Source organism: Xanthocytophaga flava (genome assembly GCF_030068545.1).
Lineage (GTDB): Bacteria > Bacteroidota > Bacteroidia > Cytophagales > 172606-1 > Xanthocytophaga > Xanthocytophaga flava.
The window spans coordinates 45,355-62,712 of the sequence record NZ_JASJOR010000003.1 but is presented as its reverse complement, the minus strand read 5'-3'; the positions used below and the strand labels follow the sequence as shown (position 1 = coordinate 62,712).

The window sequence follows — 17,358 nt, the reverse complement described above, 5'->3', positions numbered from 1 at the left end:
AATTAACATTTGTCTATGTACTTCCCTCCGGCATTTGTAAGGGAACAGTCGGTGATTCGGTAATCATTTCGTGAATAGACTGACCTGCAGGAATCATAGGAAATACATTATCCTCTTTGACCACCTCGGCGTGAATCAGACAGGGACCAGACTGGTAAGCAAGGGCTTCAGCCAGGGTTTGTTCCAGTTCTTCTTCTTTTGTAATGCGAAAGGCTTTTACCCCATAAGCCTGAGCCAGCATACAAAAATCAGGATTTCCTTCCAGGTCAGTGCCACTATAGCGCCCATCCAGGAAAAACTCCTGCCATTGTCGCACCATTCCCAGATATTTATTGTCAATCACCAGGATCTTCAGCGGAAGCTTGTGAAGGGCAGCTGTAGACAGTTCGCAAAGAGTCATTTGAAAACCACCATCTCCCACAATAGCAATCACTTGCTGATCCGGTCTGGCGAGCTGGGCACCAATTGCGGCCGGAAATCCAAAACCCATAGTACCTGCTCCTCCTGAAGAAAGCCAGGTATCGGGCTGGTCTGTTTTAAAATACTGAGCAGCCCACATCTGATGCTGGCCTACATCTGTAGTAACAATGGCGTTTCCATTCGTCAACTGGTAAAGTACATCAATCACATGCTGTGCTCGCAAGGAAGCTAAGCCTTCCGGAATATTGCCGTTGAAAGGCCTGTACTGTAAGGGGTATAACCTTTTCAGTTCCTGTACCTGCTCTACCCATTCTTGTGTGTCCAGCGGATGTACCAGTGGAAGTAGCTCTTGTAATACCTGCTTAGCATCTCCTATAGCATAGGCGTCAGGAACTACGATCTTACCAATTTCAGCAGGGTCAATATCGATATGCAGCTTTTTGGCTTGTGGACAAAACTTCTTCGGATTCCCATTAATCCGATCATCCCAGCGGCAGCCAATGGACAGAATCAGGTCACATTCCAGCAAAGCTTTATTGGCATATACAGTGCCATACATTCCCAGCATACCCAACGATAAAGGATGTGTTTCAGGAAATCCTCCTTTCCCCAATAAGGTGTTGGTAACAGGAGCCTGAATCAGTTCTGCCAAGGCACGTACTTCTGTGGCAGCACCTGAAAGTAAAGCTCCATGTCCCACTAACAGAATTGGTTTACGGGATAGATTAATCAAATCAGCCAAACTCTGTACACTCTCAGGATTGGGTCGGGCGGGAAGCTGAAAAGCCGGAAGGTCTATTTGGTCCGTAAGTGAGCCGTTGAATGGAGCTGAAGTAACATCCTTGGGTAGATCTATTAAGACTGGACCAGGACGCCCGGAGGTAGCAATATGAAAAGCCTCTCTGGTAATTCGGGAGATGTCAGCCGTATTTTTTATCAGGTAATTGTGCTTTACGACAGACATGGTCATGCCAAAAATATCAGCTTCCTGAAAAGCATCCAACCCCAACAAACTGGTAATAGTCTGCCCTGTAAGTACAATCATAGGCACTGAATCCATCTGGGCAGTCATCATCCCTGTAATGGTGTTGGTAGCGCCAGGACCACTGGTAACCAATACTACTCCTGGCTTTCCGGTAACTCGGGCATAGCCATCAGCCATGTGAGTAGCTCCCTGTTCGTGCCTTGTTAGAATTAACTTGATAGAAGAATGATACAGCGCATCAAACAAGGGCAATGCAGCTCCTCCTGAGTAGCCAAAAATGTATTCTACTCCCAGTTGTTCAAGGGTCTCAATTAAGACCCAGGCACCGTTTTTTGCATTCTCCATGTTTATATTCAAATTGGATAATTCCTGAATCAGATACCGCAAATATATTTTTCATGGCTGGAAAGCAAGAGACAATAAATTGTATAATTCCGGTTTTTAAGAAGCAGACAATACTACCTAATCTATCTATTCTATCACTATATCCTGTAATACCACTTGTGTAAACTCCGGTTTCCAAGTAAAAAAGAAGCTTTTAGATAATTACAGTTTCCAAGCTGTAGTAGTTGAAATAAAAAATAGATTGCAACCCGAAAAACGAGCATTTAAAGTTTATAGAATTACGATGTCAAAGGGCAAGTCTAAAACCTTATTCGATTTAATAAAATCACTGGACAAAAATGAAAAGCGATATTTTAAACGGTTTATGCTTAGTGGAGGGCAGCAGGAAGATCGCAAGGTTTTATTACTATTTGATTTAATTAATACCCAGCCAGAGTTTGACGAGGACAAGCTTTTGCAGGAAGAGCCCTCCTTAAAGCCTTCTCAACTTTCGAATCTAAAAGCATATCTCTACGAAAAAATTCTGCAAAGTATCCGGCAGTTTCACCTGGCCAAAATGGGTGATGTACAGATTCGTGAGCAGATTGATTTTGCTCAGCTTTTATTCAATAAACGCTTGTATCAGCAGGGTTTATCCTGTTTACGAAAAGCTAAAAAACTGGCCATTGCCAATGGAAACCTGGAATTACAGCTTGAGATTATCAAGCTTGAAAAAAGGATTCTTTTGTTTACCAACAGCCATGGCACTACCAGTCAGGTAGATGAAATTATCCGGGAAACCAGCCAGATAACTGAGCAGATTAACAATATCAACGTTTTCTCCAATCTCGCTATCCGGCTTAATTCTCTCTACACCCGTATTGGCTATATTCGAAATGAGCATGAGTATCTGAAAGTAAAGGATTATTTTCATACTACTATCCCTCCTATTGAAGAAGAAAAGCTATCGTCTATCGAAAAAATATACTTGTATCGTCTGTATGTGGGTTATTACTTTTTCATTCAGGCATTTGAGAATGGGTACACAGCAGCCCAAAGACTGGTGGCATTGTATGAGAGTATGCCTCTCCTACTTCAAGGCAATATAGAGAGCTATTTGCAGGCATTAAACAGTTTGTTGATTGCCCAGAATAAATTATACAAGTATGCCGAGTTTGTTGAAACCAATCAGAAACTTCATTCCATTGATCTGATCCCTTCCGTGCATATCAACGAAAGCATTCGGATTCGACTGCTTAAGTACTATTATGTGCATGAGATTAATCAGTACTTTATGACGGGTGACTTCTCTAAAGGCATTGAAGTAATTATGAATGGACATGAAAAACAGATTCTGCAGTTGATGGATGTACTGGATAAACATTCGGTATTGATCTTTTACTACAAAATTGCTTGCCTTTACTTTGGTGCCAGCCAGTTTAGGCACGCTGTTCGGTGGATGGGAGGTATTATCAATATTCCCAATGCCGATATGCGGGAAGATCTGCAGTGTTTTGCACGAATCATTACGCTGATCGCCCATTTTGAACTGGACAACCGGGATGTAATTAAGTATTACATCCGATCTACGTACCGCTTTTTGTTGATGAAGGAGGATTTGCATTTGTTCCAGAAATATATTCTTGGCTTTCTCAAGAAGCTTCACGATGATCCGGATGAAGAGGAACTCACCCGGCGATTTGTGGAATTACGCAATCAGTTACTGCCGTTGCTCAACAGTGAGTATGAGAAACGGGCCTTTTTGTATTTTGATATGATCTCATGGCTGGAAAGCAAAATTGAAAAACGTTCTGTACAAGCAATTATCCAGGAAAAAGCAGCTCTGCGACTAATCTAACCCAGTAGGTAAACTGGCTGGTAAGATAGATAGTATCAAGAGAATGAAGGAAAAGAGGATGGTCGCAAAACACCCTTATATTGTCGCAACTACCCTGCACATGAGAGATTGATCTGTTTTAACTTTGTTCGTACCAGAAAACAAACAGAACTTATCTTTTATTATTATGAAAAAGCATGTGCTCTTTATACAAGGCGGAGGAGGTGAAGAAGATTATACCGCCGATGCTAAACTTGTTACTTCTTTGCGAGAAGTCTTAGGTGAAACGTATGTGGTGCATTATCCCTTCCTACCTGAGGAACCAGAACCCGATTTTGGTCGAAAAAAGCAAATTGATAAAGAACTCTCTTTACTCAATGGCTCAATTATTCTGGTGGGACACTCATTGGGTGCATCAATGCTATTAAAATACCTATCAGAAAGTCAACTTCATAAAAAGATGGCTGGACTCTTTCTTATTTCTACCCCGTTTTGGAGTGGTGACGAAGAATGGAAACAGGGCCTTAAACTAAACCAGAACTTTGCGGATAAGCTACCAGAAAACCTTCCGGTTTTTCTCTACCATAGTCAGGATGATGAAGTAGTACCATTCACCAATCTGGAGTTTTATACACAAAATCTACCACAGGCGATTGTCCGTAAACTACCTAAAGGAGGACATCAGCTGAACAATGATTTATCGATTGTAGCGAAGGATATTCTATCCCTATAAAAAAGCATAACCTTTTATTTAACAACAAATAACAATCCTCCGTATACCTACTTAATAGGTATTGACTCTTTTACTCAAAAAATATGTTTACCATAGAGCTTATGAAAAGGTTCTACTGCTTTTACCAGCTCAAAATATGTCCATTACGCCTATTGTTACGCAAATCTCTGAACAGCTAGCCAGTGCCCGTTGTGAGCAGGATCTGGATAATGAATTATCTACTATATCGGAAGCAGATTGGCAGCTATTTATAGATCACTTGTCTTCTCAGATAAAGAAGTTGGAGGAAACAGAACCTGAACGGGTTCAGTCACTGCGATATCTGATGCATTCCTACCTCGAGGGCTGGCAACGCAAAAAATATAGAGAGCTTTCCTGTAGGTAAACCCTATTACAATAGTCAACTAAACGATTGCCGGAATTCCAGCGGAGACAGATTGGTCTTTGTTTTGAATAACTTACTAAACGATTGCATATGCTCAAAGCCCAGCTCATAGGCTATTTCACTTACCGTCAATTCAGTGGTAGATAGTTTTTCTTTTGCTTTTTCAATCAGCTTGTTGTGTATATGCTGCTGGGTATTTTGCCCTGTCAGCACTTTGAGCAAACTACGCAGATAGGTGGGTGAAACATTCAGTTGATCTGAAATATACTGCACTGTAGGCACTCCTTTTATAAGTAAATCTTCACTATTGAAATAATCAGTCAATACCTTCTCCAGTCGGTCAAGGATTTGATGGCTGCTTATTTTTCGGGTAAGAAACTGACGACTGTAAAAGCGTTCGCTGTAGTTGAGCAGCGTTTCAAGTTGCGAGATAATAATATCCTGACTGAACTTATCAATGTTTGAGTGGTACTCATTCTGAATATTCTGCACAATGCCGTTAATGATCATTTCTTCTTTTTCAGAAAGAAAGAGTGCTTCGTTTACGGCATAGTGAAAGAACTCGTACTTCTTCATGTTTTTCCCCAAAGACGTATTCCAGAGAAAATCCGGATGAATGAGCATAATCCAACCTGTCGCTTTTTGTAATTCCTCCTGATCTATCTCTACGCCAAATACCTGATTAGGCCCGATGAAGAACATAATGCCTTCATCAAAATCGTATTGTTGCTGACCATATTTCAGTTTTCCAGTTACCCCTGACTTAATAGAAATGGAGTAAAAGTCAAATATGGCAACTACCTCCTTCCCTTCTTCCGGAAAAAAACGAATATCTGAATAATCCACGATGCTGATAAGCGGGTGTGCAGGCTTAGGCAAAGCTCTCAGTTTATGAAATTCACTTATCGTTTTTATCCGAATAGGTTTTGTATTTTCCATATCTCAAAGTTACTTATTTCGTCTTGCCTTTTCGATAGATGAATGCATGAAATTAAGTGCAAAGTCCGGAGCAAAGCGACCTAATGTCTTCATCATCTTTGACATACCAGGCTTAATTTCCAGGTTGTCTTTCAAAAGCCCCTGAATAGACTGGCTTACCATCTTATCCACTTTCATATTCATACTGGGATCTACTAATCCTGTAAATGCATCTCCCAGTGACGTATCAGTAGCTGGAGGAGCGATTTCGAATACCTTTACAGGAGTATTCTTAAGCTGCAATCGCAGTACCCGGGTGTAAGCATGTAAACCTGCTTTTGCTGCACTATAAATGGGTGATACAGGAAAAGGAATAAAAGCCAGCCCCGATGAAATATTTACGATAGCAGCCGATTGTTGAGTTTTCAGGTGAGGCAAAAACTGATGATTCATCTGAATCACGCCTGACAGATCTATATCCAGTTCTGCTGTAATGTTCTCCAGACTCATACTGGTATCGTGTAAGCTCAGATTACGCATAATACCCGCATTATTGATAATAATGTTCAGATTGGGAAACTGCCTGGTAACCTTTTGGTAAAGTGCTTCAATGTCTTTGGGATTACTGACGTCGCTTTGGAAGATGGCAACTTGAGGAAATTGTCGTTTGGTTTCGTTCAGTTTGTCCAGGTTACGTCCTGTGATGATTATGTTTGCTCTTTGCTGTGTCAGTTGTTTTACGAATTCCAAACCGATACCGCTTGTGCCGCCTGTAATCAGGATTGTGCTGTTTTTTAGTTCCATTGTTTTGTCGTTTTAACAATACAAAGGTCAGCAGTTTCACTAAGTCATATTTAGTCAAAACGCCTTTCGTTGTAGGCAAAACGAAAGGCGTGGAATGAATTATAGAAATAGATTTTACTATTCGCTCAATGCTGTCATGTAACGAATCTACTTATACTACAACAGGCAGCGATCCGCCATCGATAGCATAGTTGGTTCCGGTGAGATACGCAGCTGCTGGTGATACCAGAAAATGAACCAGCGATGCTACCTCTTCCGGTTCAGCCATCCGTCCCATCGGGATACCCCCTACCTGACTCATCAATTGAGCTTGTCCCTCTTCAAATGATAGGCCCAAAGCAGTAGCAAAATCTTCTATCACTTTTACCATAGGCGGTGTTTTAGTAGCCCCCGGAGATACAGTTAGGACACGCACACCTTTGGAGGCAAGTTCGGTCGCTAATGTTTTGCTATAACTATTCAGTGCGGCTTTGGAAACTGCATACGCCATATTGAGATTCCACAGAGGCTGTTTGCCTGCTACAGAGGAGATATGAATAATCACACCACTTTGCTGATCAACCATTTTAGGCAATAAGGTTCTGTCTAGTCGGATAGCAGCCAGTAGATTCAGTTGCAGTTCATTTTCCCAGTGCTCATCGGTTAAGGTACTATACCCTCCTCCAGGAGTGGTTAAGCCACCTATGTTATCAATGAGAATATCTACTGTTCCAAACTTTTCATTTATCTCCTCTGCCATTTTTGTGACATCTTCCGGCTGAGTTAAATCGGCTGCAATAAAATAATGGTCCAAGTCGGCATCGCCAGGATGATTTCGGGCTGTTACGATAACCTGAGCACCTGCTTCTGCCAAACGATCTGCGATAGCTTTTCCGATTCCTTTGGTTCCTCCGGTGACAAGCGCTGTTTTTCCGTTAAGTTCTGTACTGTGATTTTGTTGATTTTTCATGGTAATTGAGGGTGTGATTAATTGTGAAATGAATGTTTCAAAATAAGGCGTGCAAGATTTGATAGATTAGTTCTTAATTCTGAAATGCTTGTTTCAGAAATGGGTAAAAAAATTTATTTGGAAAGTTGTTTAATGAAATAATTGGCCATTCGCTGGATTTTGACAGGATCTTTGTACAGAATATACGATTCATTCCAGCCAGTCCAGGTACTGATAAAGTAATCTGCCAAAAGCTGAGGATCTTCTTCGCTGGAGATTTCACCCTTGTCCATAGCTTTTGCAATATGAGAGCATATAAACTGATAGGAGTATTCGCTATCTTCCTTTAGGATATCCTTTATTCGCTGATCATTGGTTGCCACTTCAAAAGCTGCCTTGACAGTCATACAGCTCTCAGCGCCACTGACAATCTCCGCCACAGCATCATGAATGTAGTTTACCAATATGGTAAAGGGTGATTCAGCACTTGTAGCCCGCTTTTGAAGATCTCTTTTCCGGATCTCTGTATAGTGCTTCACACATCGGACAAACAACTCCTGTTTATCACCAATGGTATTATAGAGGCTGCTACTGTTTATTTTCATGGCATCGGTCAGGTCACGAAGCGAAGTGCCGTTATAGCCCTTCTCCGAAAAGACTTCCATAGCCTTTTGGATTGCTACCTCTTCATCAAATTCAACATTCCTTGCCATTTGTTTACTCTATATTGCTTCACAAATGTATATCTTTTTTTGAAACATATGTTTCAAAATGGAAATATTTTTTCCTTTGCTCTAACCGAAGTTAAATCCTCATCGATAACACCCTGACAAGCAACAAGATAATTACCAACTGAATTCACTAAACAATATCTTCTTACAAAAAATACGCTATCCATCTGGAAGGAACCTGTGACAAGGTTAGTGGTAGTTGGGTTTGGAGAGGATTTTTTTCTCACAGAAACCAAACGCAACTCTATTTGTCACAAGATTCTTTCAGAAGGACAAAAGGGAGAATTCTTTCCAGAAGGACGGAGAGAAGATTATTTTTAGAAAGAAGGAGATTTTCTTTCTAAAAGGTAAAGGAGGTTTCATGCATTAAGAAGGTAGGGATTTATCTAAATCACCTTAAAATGTACCAATGCCTTAAATACACCATCGTTGTCCACATCCTCTGTGATGTAATCTGCAATCTCTTTTACATTCTCGTTGGCATTGCCCATTGCCACCCCTATTCCGGTGTATTTCAACATGGTAATATCATTTCCTCCATCTCCGAACGACATGGTCTCGGAGACGTCAATTCCGAAATACTGGCAGAAAACATCGATACCTACCTGTTTGCTTTGCCCTATGGGATTCACATCTGCAAACAACGGAGTCCATCGGGAGGCTACACAGTTGGGCATCACCTTTGGCATAAACGCCACTTCATCTTCCGGACTTAGAAAGATGTTGGCTTGTAGAACGCCTGTGATATCCGTATGCTCTCTATGCACCAAAGGAGGAACGGGAAGGTTCAGGTGTGCATACATACCGGCAACTTCAGGTGTGACATCGTTGATCGATACACTGTTCTCATACATCAATGAAAAGCTCAGAGGATTGTGTTCTGTGTAGTCAAGCAATGTTTGTATGTCGTTTGGATCAATGGCTTTACGAAATAATACACTTCCATCTGGTCCAACACAGCATCCCCCATTAAATGTGATGAATCCATCAAAATTCAGGTACCGGATATGATCGATAGCTGTAATAGAACGTCCTGTGGCGATAATTACCTTGATTCCTTTTTCCTGAAGTGCCTTAATAGCCTTTTGTGTTGAATCGGGTACTGTATGGGTAGTGAAACTGACAAGAGTGCCATCAATGTCAAAAAAAACAGCCTTAACCGAAGGTGATTTCTCCGGAGTAGAATTGGATTGAAAAGTTTGCATATATATGTGATTAGTTCACTACCAACGCTGGACTTTGTACCTTCCAGGCTGAAATAGCGGATATTCCTACTTTTAACATGGTCAATACTAATTGCTTACCCCACAATGACTACTTATCTGAAGGCGGCAATTGTAAACTAGAAAGTAAATGTAGCTACTTTTGTCTCATTGGGAACAATTTAAGTTTTTTTCACTGCCCGTATGACCCCTATGGACTATGGATCTAACAACTCTGTCAATAAATTGCTAAATAAAGGACTGGCAAAATTCAAGAGAGCACATGCGGGTTTGTTTTTTGAAATGTTCATGAAAGGATTGAGGACCTTCAAATTTTGACATATAGGCAATCTCATTCATAGTCAGACTGTAGCATCCAATGACTACATAGGCATACCACACGTCAGCAATACTAATATCCTGAGCCTAGAATTCTGGCTTATAGGTCAAGATAACCTGTTCACATCGTTTAGACTTTTTCAAAATCCATTGTTCTGAATTGTTCTTGTAAATGAATATTTTTTTTCTTTTGAACAAGGCATACCCCATTGACGTATCCGGTTTTGCAATTACATGAAGCGTATGAGGGCTATATCCTAATTTTAAGCCAACAAAACGGATCTTTTCCCCATCCAGAAAATACTTTCCTGTTTCAACAACGGTAGAACGAGTAAAGTAGGATACCACACCCTGCATGACATATTCCCCATTATCCTTCAATAGTAAATTTGTATAGAGAGTTTTTGGAGAATTATCACTACAATAACTTCCCTGAAGCTTTACCGGCTTACAAGCTAAGAAAGAAAGCACAACAAATACATATACAATTAATTGATTTCCAGGGCATTTTATAAGCATTAGATGAATAAGTTGTTTTTATAGGTGATCGTTCCTATTGGATTAGGAGTAAGATATAACATTTGACAGCCTAAAATTAGTAGCCTGTTATACTTATCCCAGGAATTTAAAAAAAACAGGCAATCATATTTTTGTATGTTCCCCGCAAAGCGATGGTATTGTCAGTTCTACGCCATATGAACTTCTCAATATCCTATATCTGTGCGTTTCTATATTCCAGAGGATTGAAACGTTCACTTACAAACAACAAATTGTTCATAGGTAAACAGTATGGCGAGTTTTGCCAACAGTCGAAAGTATCCTTGCTGATACAAACTATTTTTCACTCATCCTCTCAAACATGAGCTATTTTTAGAAAGAGAGGGAAAGGCAGGTAGGAAAATGAGAGATGCAGGAAAGCAGAGACTTTGTGAAAGTAGGAAAAACGGAAAAATAGTGAACCTGCCAATAAGTAAGAACAACAAACTTTATAACCAGTTTGTCTGTTATGATCTGGCTACCATTGTTGAATGACAATACCGAGTTGTTTGTCCGTCAGTGCGAATTCTCTGGCACCCCAGGGTCTAAGGGTTACCGTGTTAAGATTAGGGTGCAAGAATTCGGGATGTGAAGAAGATACTTTGCTGTACACTCCTTCAATGTCATTGGTTACTAACCTGAATTCCGGATTGTGTTCTTTGGCCAGGTTGGCATCCTCAAACAGGTTGATTCGTAAATCACCTTTTGCCAGCACACAGAATCGTTGTGGGGCATGTAGCTCGTTGTGTGAAACTTCAAATTCCAGGCAATCTACGAAGAGCTTTAGCCCATCCGTAATATCCTGGTAAAATACATTGGGTACTAATTTGCTAAAATTCATGATGTAAACGGGTTTGGTGTCAGAATAAATGTACACAATAGTAGTCTATATTTCTAACTGTCAATCTTTGGAGTTTGATTACTTCACCCGATGGGATGTATTCGTAGCGTTCCACTCCCAGCTTACGCCATTATCCGGAGAAAAAGCCTGACTCCAGACGGGATTATTTTTGTCTGTTTTATCCCAGTGAAACATCACGATAATAGGTTTTCCTTTAAACACATCTTTGCAATAAAACATACCGATATCGCCTTCAAAGGAACCCACCATAGGCGGGTCCATTACCCCTCTGTTGCTATCGGCCCAATAGATGCTCCATAACCTTGTTTCCGGATTGAATAACCGCAGGGCAACTCCTTCCAGTGGTTTACCATCCAGTGTCGTTTTATAAATATCCATGTTTCCGATTCCATTCAATAGCTTCCGCATTTCTACTGTCGACTCAAATTTGATCCATTCCGTAGAATTGCTCAACCTGCTTTTTAGCTTTTTATCATCAAGTTTCCATTTGCCTTCCAAAAAATCAAAATCATGAGCAGAAGATGTTTGGGAGGGTTTAATGGTAAGCTCTCCTGTTGTACTTATCTTGACATTCTTGTCTGTCCAGGAAGTCGGCTGACCAAACACATGGGATCCGGATAAAGCAAAGTTCAGTACTACCAGCAGTAGTGAGCGTACAGGTACGGAAGTAGAGGTTGTCATAGGTAAGTGATTGAGAAGTAGAAAGCTAAAAAAGTAAACTACGGCAACCCATACCAGGGTCGGCATACAGCTAATCCGGTAAAGAAAATCTATGTATTTATAACTCTTATGAAGTTTCCTCTTCGTACTTGATCCCTTTAGTTGCACCCGTATCAGTCCAGTAACTAAAGATACATTAGAAAGATAATATATTGATAATCAACAACCAATAGATTATATCCACTTTCTATCACATTTCCATTCGGTTGTTTTGTGTATTGGTAGGCTTCTGACTCAAAGAAACCCACTCCCTTCTGTCCTTCTGAAAGAATCCTGTGACAAATAGAGCTATGTTTGTATTGTGAGAGAAAAAATACATTCAAGAATACAAAGGCCGCCGGTCTTGTTACGCTTGTCCCGCCGTGGCGGGAAGGTAGTTTCAGGAGGACAAAAAAGGGTGAAAGGTAAAACCTTGAAAATTGAAAAAATTATGGAACATGATAAGGTGTCTGTCACGTTCCAGCTTATTGGTTGAAATCTGGTTTCGCTGTTCACAGATACGTTCAGCAGACTGGATAAGAATTTTAGTAGAACGTATATCTTCAGACAGGTCAGATACCAATTTCAAACACCCAGATAGATCTGTTGCAAGTATTCCTTTAAACCAGCAGGCTTACGACCCAGCAGGTTTTTCAGGTCTGTGCCAGGTACATCAAAATCCCCATTGCGCATAGCAGTAGAGAACCCGCTTGCAATTTGTACAATATGATTCGGCAATCCTGCAGCTTTCAGCGATTCGGTAAAGCGGGTGGTATCAGGATTGGTGTATGTAATTCTCTTTCCTGACAACTCAGAAAGAATGTCGGCGATATCCTGAAAAGAATAATCAACCTCACTGGCAATAGAATAGATACGGTCTTCATGGCCTTCGGTGGTAAGCACATTGGCGTTGGCCTCTCCCATTTCGTCCCGAAGAGCAAACGGAATACGCCCTTCGCCAGCCGGAAATACAATACCCTTTTCCAGTACCTGATGTCCTACATAAAAGGGAATCATTTCAGCATACAGATTATGACGCATAAACGTATACTTCATACCGCTGTCTTTCACATACTCTTCGGTTTGAAAATGATCAATCATAAAATCCCGTAATACTGAGGTATGTATATCCTTCATACTTACACCTGTATACACAAAATGCCTGACACCTGCCAGCTTAGCTGCATCAATCACGTTTTTATGCTGCCCCAGACGGTCGTTGAAGTCACTTGAACTTACGAGTACTGCCTTCTCCACATTAACGAATGCACCGGTAAGCGAAGCCGGATCGTGATAATCACCAATCCGAATGTGAACCCCAGCTGCTTTCAGATGAGTGGCCTTGTTTTCATCACGGACCAATACAACAATCTGGTCTGCTGGTATTTTTGTTAGCAGGTGTTTTACGATTGAGCCACCTAAGTGACCGGTAGCCCCTGTTACTAGAATCATGCGTTTCATTTTTAGTAAGTGAAAACAATTAAATTACACTGAGCGGCGTGGCCACAACGACGATCTGAAAAAGGATAGTATCGCCATACGCCAATGCCTTCATTGTAAGGATGAGGCAAAATAAGAGGGGCAATCGCTAACATTCACTATGGGTTTCCTGGAGGAAACCGGTTTCGTTGATGAAACCTCATTGACATTCTTTATCTTTATATTCGTTATGGAAATACACGAAGAATATATCAGCGAACAACGCATTGAATCTATTAAATGCGGGAAAGAGGGTCTGTTGGCCATTAAGGATACAATGATCCTGCTTTCAGGAAAATGGAAGATCCAAATCATCGGATGCCTGATGATATATGGTACCATGCGCTTTCTGGACTTACGAAGACGGGTAGACGGTATCGCAGCCAAAATGCTTTCTAAGGAATTAAAGGAACTGGAGCTAAACGAACTGATCCAGCGCAAAGTGATGCAGACAAAGCCGATAACGGTAGAATATGAACTTACCCCACACGGCGAAAGTTTAGTGAATGTAATTAGAGAGCTGCGGAGCTGGGGCACTTTACACCGCCAATACGTATTCCGTAAATAACAGGAAGCTTAGTCTCCTATCATGTCTTCTCAAGCTTTTCCCAAACGTGAGACTCTCTCTGTCAGATAGGTATGATTAGGGGATGTAAAAGCGGTGATTAGACGGATGGTTCTCTCCAGATAGGATAACAGAGTATCGGTTCCCCCTGTTTGAAAGAGGAGAACCGACACGGATAGGTGTTAGTCATTGTTCTCAATAGATAGAGCCAGTTCTTTCTGTGCATCCAATGCTTCCAGCCTTGCCACTAATGCTGCACGCATATCACGATAGGCATCACCTCCAAGAGCCAATCGCAATGGAGCCGGAGAAATGTCTATACTGTTTATAATGGCCTGCACGGATCTATCTACATCATTACGGATCGGGAATGTGCCAGTTGCGATAGCACGCCTTACATCGCCAGCAGGCGTATTTTCATAGGCTTCCATCACGGGTGCTGTTGCCAGACCTGCTCCAAACGAGGTCGCATGTGCCCCAGGCTCTACAATCGTAACTCCAATATTCAGAGGCGCCAGTTCTTTGGAGATAGTATCACAAAATCCTTCGATACCCCATTTGGTGGTATGGTAGTAGCCAAAATTAGGGTAGGTAGTTTGCCCTCCTGCAGAAGACACCTGAAGAATCCGACCATGGCCTTGTTTTCTCAAATGTGGCAAGGCAGCCCGAATGACCTGTATTGAACCGATGATATTCGTCTCAATTTGTTGGCTAATTTGTTCGTCACTCGCCTCCTCAACAGCACAAAACAGGGCATAACCTGCATTGTTAACCACTACGTCAATTTGACCCACATCTGCAAAGGCCTGATCCACCACTCTTTTTATTGCTTCATTGTCTGTTACATCCAACACTGAAATCCATAAATTGTCCGGATACTGTGCTTTGAGTTTGTCCAACGCATCTGCTTTGCGTACGGTAGCCACTACCCGGTCGCCTTTCTCCAGTAATTTTTCAGTCAGTACTCTGCCAAACCCAGTGGAAGTACCGGTTATAAACCATGTTTTCATTTTGTATCGTCTTTTTATGAATGTATTACCATACAAAATTAGGACGCATCTGGTGGTGTGTGCTAACCGGATTCAAACCAATACGGACCCAAATCAAACCATCAGCGAAAGGAAGACGGAGCTTGACCTGTATGTGTGCGAAAGGCTCTGGCAAAATGTGTAGGTTCCTCAAAACCCAGACTAGTACTAATCTGGCTGATACTCCAGTTGGAATGAATAAGTAAGGCACGAGCTTCCTGCATCAGTCGTTCATTAATCAGTTGGGTAGTGGTTTTACCTGTCACCTCCTTCAGTGCCCTATTCAGATAATTGGTATGTACAGCCAGCCTGTCTGCATAGTGCTGTGCCGTCCGTAGTGTAAGTTGCTGATGTGGGTATAGTAGCGGAAACTGGCCTGACAGCAGGTTTTTGAAGGCTTCTGTGAGCCGGCTCGCAGCCGTCTGACTGCGTGGCATGGAGTCAGGTTGTAGTTTTAATGCACCATGGATGCATTCCAGTACATATATAAACAACAGGTCATATTTATAGGCATAGGCTGAAGCCTGCTCGGTAATCATTTTCTGAAAAAGATCCGCAAAAAATGTTCTTTCCTGATCAGTCAGTTTAAACACCGATTGGGCACTCCCATTGAAAACAGCCCAGTCTGTGGGACGAATATAGGTATGTAACGGAAGGAAATCTTCGGTGAACATGCAGCTGTACCCACTACAACTACCTTCATGTATTTCCCACCGGTAAGGGGTTTCACAATTGGTAAAAACCAGAACCCATTCGCCAGTATGTATCTTGTATTCATTATCCTGATAATAATAGGAGCTATTTCCAGTCACTAGTGATATCTTATAAAAGTCCTTGCGACTGTAAACAGTTGTTGCTGCTACACTCTCAGCCGAAAAATCATCCAGTGAAACGGCAGCAAAATAACCCGCAGCTGGATCTTTGACATCCAGTGCCTGAGGTGCGAAAACATGTATCGGTTGTGATTCGATCATTTACAAAAATAGCGATTGTCTCAGAGGTTGTCTAAACTATTCTTAAACAAGCTTAACGACCAGATTTATATTGGGCTAACAATTATAAATTTATACAATTTTTACTCCCTACCTACAAAACATTCGTTCCTTAGCTAGGGTAAAGGGATACAAACGCAAAAGTCAGACTCTCTCGCCTGACTTTGCAACCAAATAAAGAAGTTCAATAATCTTCCGGAAGTGTATCAGGGAAAATCAGGTAGATACAATGAGAATGTTTGATAAGCAAAGCTTTCATCCCAATTGCCATAATAGCCGGAGTAAGAGTCATAACTGGTTACTAATCCGGAAGCATCTGTCTTGTAAACAGCCAGAAAGGAACCCGAATCCTCGCGTACAATACCATTCAGCACCGAACTACTTTTCAGATTCACTCTTTTAATGACATTAGTCCCGTACATACTCAAATAACTTAGTCCCCTGAAAGGCTTCCCATTTATGGTATGCTGACTAAAATTTTCAGCAATCATTACCAGCAACCGACCATAAGAATTGGTTACAGAGAAAGGATGCTTTAATGTAGAATCTGTTTCTGTTACAGAAAAATGTTCCTCTATCTTGTCAGAACCAGATACTAAATAATTATCCACTTTGGAGACATTTGCACCTTTGTAGGTGATTATTGTATAGAGAAACAAACCTGCTTTGACATTGTTCTCATAATACAATGTCATACGACCTTTCGTATCATAGTCAAAAATCCATTGTGTATGCTTAAAATCTGAATCATATGTAGCTTCAGAAACATATCCGGCAGAATTATATGTCAAATAAATGTATCCCTGAAGTTCATGAAGAGATCCTAATTCAACACGAATAGCACTAGGCTTACTAGAACCCTTTGGGTAAATACAGTTAAAATAATATCCATACCCAGGAACTAAGCCCTTATAGGCAAAAACATTGTTGAGTGAAAGGCCTGTATACGTAAAAGAATATAAACCACCTCTTTCAAGTTGCAGGATAGGGACCTTCCGTTCACTAGAGTGAGCTTTTGTGTCCGTACTGGCTGGTAGTTTAGGTTTAATCAATTCGTTTTGACAACTAACCAGGCAAAAAATAACGCCTAACAACATAAACAGGTGTTGAGTGGGTTTGCAATAAGATGTAACTATGTACATGAGTGTATAAATTGTAAGTATAGTTTACACGTTGGTAAACGAGCTACGTATAAATGTAACCGTACTTATACAAACTTTCTGATACTCAACATCTTTTAAGAAGATAGAACATCGGATGAACCAATCCCGTTTTAAAGCAAATTCAGACAGTTACATCTGATTTTACACTAAGCCAACCAATTAAGTTACACCTGCCAGATCATGTAAACCAACAAAATAATGGCAGCACTATAACCATCTATCCAATGCTGTCAACCTAAGGCACTTTGAAGAGATAAAATCTTTTTGCACCAAGGATCTTTCTTATCCAGATTGTTTGTAATCTTTAACCTAAACGATAGGAAACAGCTCATTGGTGATAACACCAACGAGGGGGAGGAATGAATGCCAACGATGGGGAGAAAAGAAGCTTAATTTCTGAAAACAAGGTATTATACAAAAATAAAAG

The 17,358-nt window shown here is 41.0% G+C and carries 18 protein-coding genes; 5 read left to right on the top strand and 13 right to left on the bottom strand.

Annotated elements, in window-relative coordinates; all coding sequences use genetic code 11:
* Nucleotides 1–13: 13 nt before the first annotated feature.
* The gene (ilvB, locus tag QNI15_RS05680) at nucleotides 14–1,750 is read right to left on the bottom strand and encodes a biosynthetic-type acetolactate synthase large subunit (protein WP_314030984.1); all 1,737 of its coding nucleotides are present in this window, start codon (nucleotides 1,748–1,750) and stop codon (nucleotides 14–16) included.
* Nucleotides 1,751–2,033: 283 nt separating this feature from the next.
* Between ilvB and QNI15_RS05675 the strand changes: the two genes are divergently transcribed.
* From QNI15_RS05675 to QNI15_RS05665, 3 genes are all read left to right on the top strand, one after another.
* Entirely contained in the window at nucleotides 2,034–3,587 is a 1,554-nt protein-coding gene (locus tag QNI15_RS05675; protein ID WP_314030983.1) for a hypothetical protein, read from the top strand.
* 166 nt (nucleotides 3,588–3,753) lie between these two features.
* Nucleotides 3,754–4,299: an alpha/beta fold hydrolase gene (locus QNI15_RS05670; protein WP_314030982.1), complete on the top strand. Its 546-nt coding sequence runs from the start codon at nucleotides 3,754–3,756 to the stop codon at nucleotides 4,297–4,299.
* 136 nt (nucleotides 4,300–4,435) lie between these two features.
* Nucleotides 4,436–4,684, top strand: a complete 249-nt coding sequence (locus tag QNI15_RS05665) for a hypothetical protein (RefSeq protein ID WP_314030981.1) — start codon at nucleotides 4,436–4,438, stop codon at nucleotides 4,682–4,684.
* A gap of 15 nt (nucleotides 4,685–4,699) precedes the next feature.
* On the opposite strand, the gene QNI15_RS05660 is transcribed toward QNI15_RS05665, so the two are convergent.
* The 4 genes from QNI15_RS05660 to QNI15_RS05645 all read right to left on the bottom strand — a co-directional run bounded on the left by QNI15_RS05660 (nucleotide 4,700) and on the right by QNI15_RS05645 (nucleotide 8,047).
* Nucleotides 4,700–5,623, bottom strand: a complete 924-nt coding sequence (locus QNI15_RS05660) for a helix-turn-helix domain-containing protein (protein WP_314030980.1) — start codon at nucleotides 5,621–5,623, stop codon at nucleotides 4,700–4,702.
* Nucleotides 5,624–5,632: 9 nt separating this feature from the next.
* Nucleotides 5,633–6,406, bottom strand: a complete 774-nt coding sequence (locus QNI15_RS05655; RefSeq protein WP_314030979.1) for an SDR family oxidoreductase — start codon at nucleotides 6,404–6,406, stop codon at nucleotides 5,633–5,635.
* A 151-nt stretch (nucleotides 6,407–6,557) separates the two neighbouring features.
* Nucleotides 6,558–7,355: an SDR family oxidoreductase gene (locus QNI15_RS05650; RefSeq protein WP_314030978.1), complete on the bottom strand. Its 798-nt coding sequence runs from the start codon at nucleotides 7,353–7,355 to the stop codon at nucleotides 6,558–6,560.
* A 113-nt stretch (nucleotides 7,356–7,468) separates the two neighbouring features.
* On the bottom strand, nucleotides 7,469–8,047 hold the full coding sequence (locus tag QNI15_RS05645; protein ID WP_313998288.1) for a TetR/AcrR family transcriptional regulator: 579 nt from the start codon (nucleotides 8,045–8,047) through the stop codon (nucleotides 7,469–7,471).
* 198 nt (nucleotides 8,048–8,245) lie between these two features.
* Between QNI15_RS05645 and QNI15_RS05640 the strand changes: the two genes are divergently transcribed.
* Complete coding sequence (locus QNI15_RS05640; protein WP_314030977.1) at nucleotides 8,246–8,386, top strand: hypothetical protein; 141 nt, start codon at nucleotides 8,246–8,248, stop codon at nucleotides 8,384–8,386.
* Nucleotides 8,387–8,451: 65 nt separating this feature from the next.
* On the opposite strand, the gene QNI15_RS05635 is transcribed toward QNI15_RS05640, so the two are convergent.
* The 5 genes from QNI15_RS05635 to QNI15_RS05615 form a co-directional block, all read right to left on the bottom strand.
* Entirely contained in the window at nucleotides 8,452–9,270 is an 819-nt protein-coding gene (locus tag QNI15_RS05635; protein ID WP_313998286.1) for a Cof-type HAD-IIB family hydrolase, read from the bottom strand.
* 423 nt (nucleotides 9,271–9,693) lie between these two features.
* On the bottom strand, nucleotides 9,694–10,125 hold the full coding sequence (locus QNI15_RS05630) for a hypothetical protein (RefSeq protein WP_314030976.1): 432 nt from the start codon (nucleotides 10,123–10,125) through the stop codon (nucleotides 9,694–9,696).
* Between the two features lie 496 nt (nucleotides 10,126–10,621).
* Nucleotides 10,622–10,984 carry a hypothetical protein gene (locus QNI15_RS05625; RefSeq protein WP_313998281.1) on the bottom strand — a complete coding sequence of 121 codons (363 nt, stop codon included), beginning with the start codon at nucleotides 10,982–10,984 and terminating at the stop codon, nucleotides 10,622–10,624.
* Between the two features lie 78 nt (nucleotides 10,985–11,062).
* Nucleotides 11,063–11,686 carry a hypothetical protein gene (locus QNI15_RS05620; RefSeq protein ID WP_314030975.1) on the bottom strand — a complete coding sequence of 208 codons (624 nt, stop codon included), beginning with the start codon at nucleotides 11,684–11,686 and terminating at the stop codon, nucleotides 11,063–11,065.
* Nucleotides 11,687–12,289: 603 nt separating this feature from the next.
* On the bottom strand, nucleotides 12,290–13,165 hold the full coding sequence (locus tag QNI15_RS05615; protein ID WP_313998268.1) for an SDR family oxidoreductase: 876 nt from the start codon (nucleotides 13,163–13,165) through the stop codon (nucleotides 12,290–12,292).
* A gap of 181 nt (nucleotides 13,166–13,346) precedes the next feature.
* Between QNI15_RS05615 and QNI15_RS05610 the strand changes: the two genes are divergently transcribed.
* Nucleotides 13,347–13,751, top strand: coding sequence for a winged helix-turn-helix transcriptional regulator (locus tag QNI15_RS05610; protein ID WP_314030974.1), 405 nt, complete (start codon nucleotides 13,347–13,349; stop codon nucleotides 13,749–13,751).
* A 179-nt stretch (nucleotides 13,752–13,930) separates the two neighbouring features.
* Here the strand turns inward: QNI15_RS05610 and QNI15_RS05605 are convergent, their stop codons facing one another.
* From QNI15_RS05605 to QNI15_RS05595, 3 genes are all read right to left on the bottom strand, one after another.
* A complete protein-coding gene (locus QNI15_RS05605) occupies nucleotides 13,931–14,758 on the bottom strand; it encodes an SDR family oxidoreductase (RefSeq protein ID WP_313998266.1) in 828 nt (275 codons plus the stop codon).
* Between the two features lie 101 nt (nucleotides 14,759–14,859).
* The gene (locus QNI15_RS05600) at nucleotides 14,860–15,750 is read right to left on the bottom strand and encodes a helix-turn-helix domain-containing protein (protein ID WP_314030973.1); all 891 of its coding nucleotides are present in this window, start codon (nucleotides 15,748–15,750) and stop codon (nucleotides 14,860–14,862) included.
* A gap of 224 nt (nucleotides 15,751–15,974) precedes the next feature.
* Nucleotides 15,975–16,910 (bottom strand): hypothetical protein, encoded by a 936-nt coding sequence (locus tag QNI15_RS05595; RefSeq protein ID WP_314030972.1) that lies wholly within the window; start codon nucleotides 16,908–16,910, stop codon nucleotides 15,975–15,977.
* Nucleotides 16,911–17,358: the final 448 nt, after the last annotated feature.

Bases quoted from the DNA above. Each gene is read 5' to 3' on its own strand.
- ilvB (WP_314030984.1), bottom strand. From the start codon at position 1,750: ATGGAGAATGCAAAAAACGGTGCCTGGGTCTTAATTGAGACCCTTGAA.
- QNI15_RS05630 (WP_314030976.1), bottom strand. From the start codon at position 10,125: ATGCTTATAAAATGCCCTGGAAATCAATTAATTGTATATGTATTTGTT.
- QNI15_RS05635 (WP_313998286.1), bottom strand. From the start codon at position 9,270: ATGCAAACTTTTCAATCCAATTCTACTCCGGAGAAATCACCTTCGGTT.
- QNI15_RS05600 (WP_314030973.1), bottom strand. From the start codon at position 15,750: ATGATCGAATCACAACCGATACATGTTTTCGCACCTCAGGCACTGGAT.
- QNI15_RS05625 (WP_313998281.1), bottom strand. From the start codon at position 10,984: ATGAATTTTAGCAAATTAGTACCCAATGTATTTTACCAGGATATTACG.
- QNI15_RS05605 (WP_313998266.1), bottom strand. From the start codon at position 14,758: ATGAAAACATGGTTTATAACCGGTACTTCCACTGGGTTTGGCAGAGTA.
- QNI15_RS05615 (WP_313998268.1), bottom strand. From the start codon at position 13,165: ATGAAACGCATGATTCTAGTAACAGGGGCTACCGGTCACTTAGGTGGC.
- QNI15_RS05655 (WP_314030979.1), bottom strand. From the start codon at position 6,406: ATGGAACTAAAAAACAGCACAATCCTGATTACAGGCGGCACAAGCGGT.
- QNI15_RS05620 (WP_314030975.1), bottom strand. From the start codon at position 11,686: ATGACAACCTCTACTTCCGTACCTGTACGCTCACTACTGCTGGTAGTA.
- QNI15_RS05650 (WP_314030978.1), bottom strand. From the start codon at position 7,355: ATGAAAAATCAACAAAATCACAGTACAGAACTTAACGGAAAAACAGCG.
- QNI15_RS05645 (WP_313998288.1), bottom strand. From the start codon at position 8,047: ATGGCAAGGAATGTTGAATTTGATGAAGAGGTAGCAATCCAAAAGGCT.
- QNI15_RS05595 (WP_314030972.1), bottom strand. From the start codon at position 16,910: ATGTACATAGTTACATCTTATTGCAAACCCACTCAACACCTGTTTATG.
- QNI15_RS05670 (WP_314030982.1), top strand. From the start codon at position 3,754: ATGAAAAAGCATGTGCTCTTTATACAAGGCGGAGGAGGTGAAGAAGAT.
- QNI15_RS05665 (WP_314030981.1), top strand. From the start codon at position 4,436: ATGTCCATTACGCCTATTGTTACGCAAATCTCTGAACAGCTAGCCAGT.
- QNI15_RS05660 (WP_314030980.1), bottom strand. From the start codon at position 5,623: ATGGAAAATACAAAACCTATTCGGATAAAAACGATAAGTGAATTTCAT.
- QNI15_RS05675 (WP_314030983.1), top strand. From the start codon at position 2,034: ATGTCAAAGGGCAAGTCTAAAACCTTATTCGATTTAATAAAATCACTG.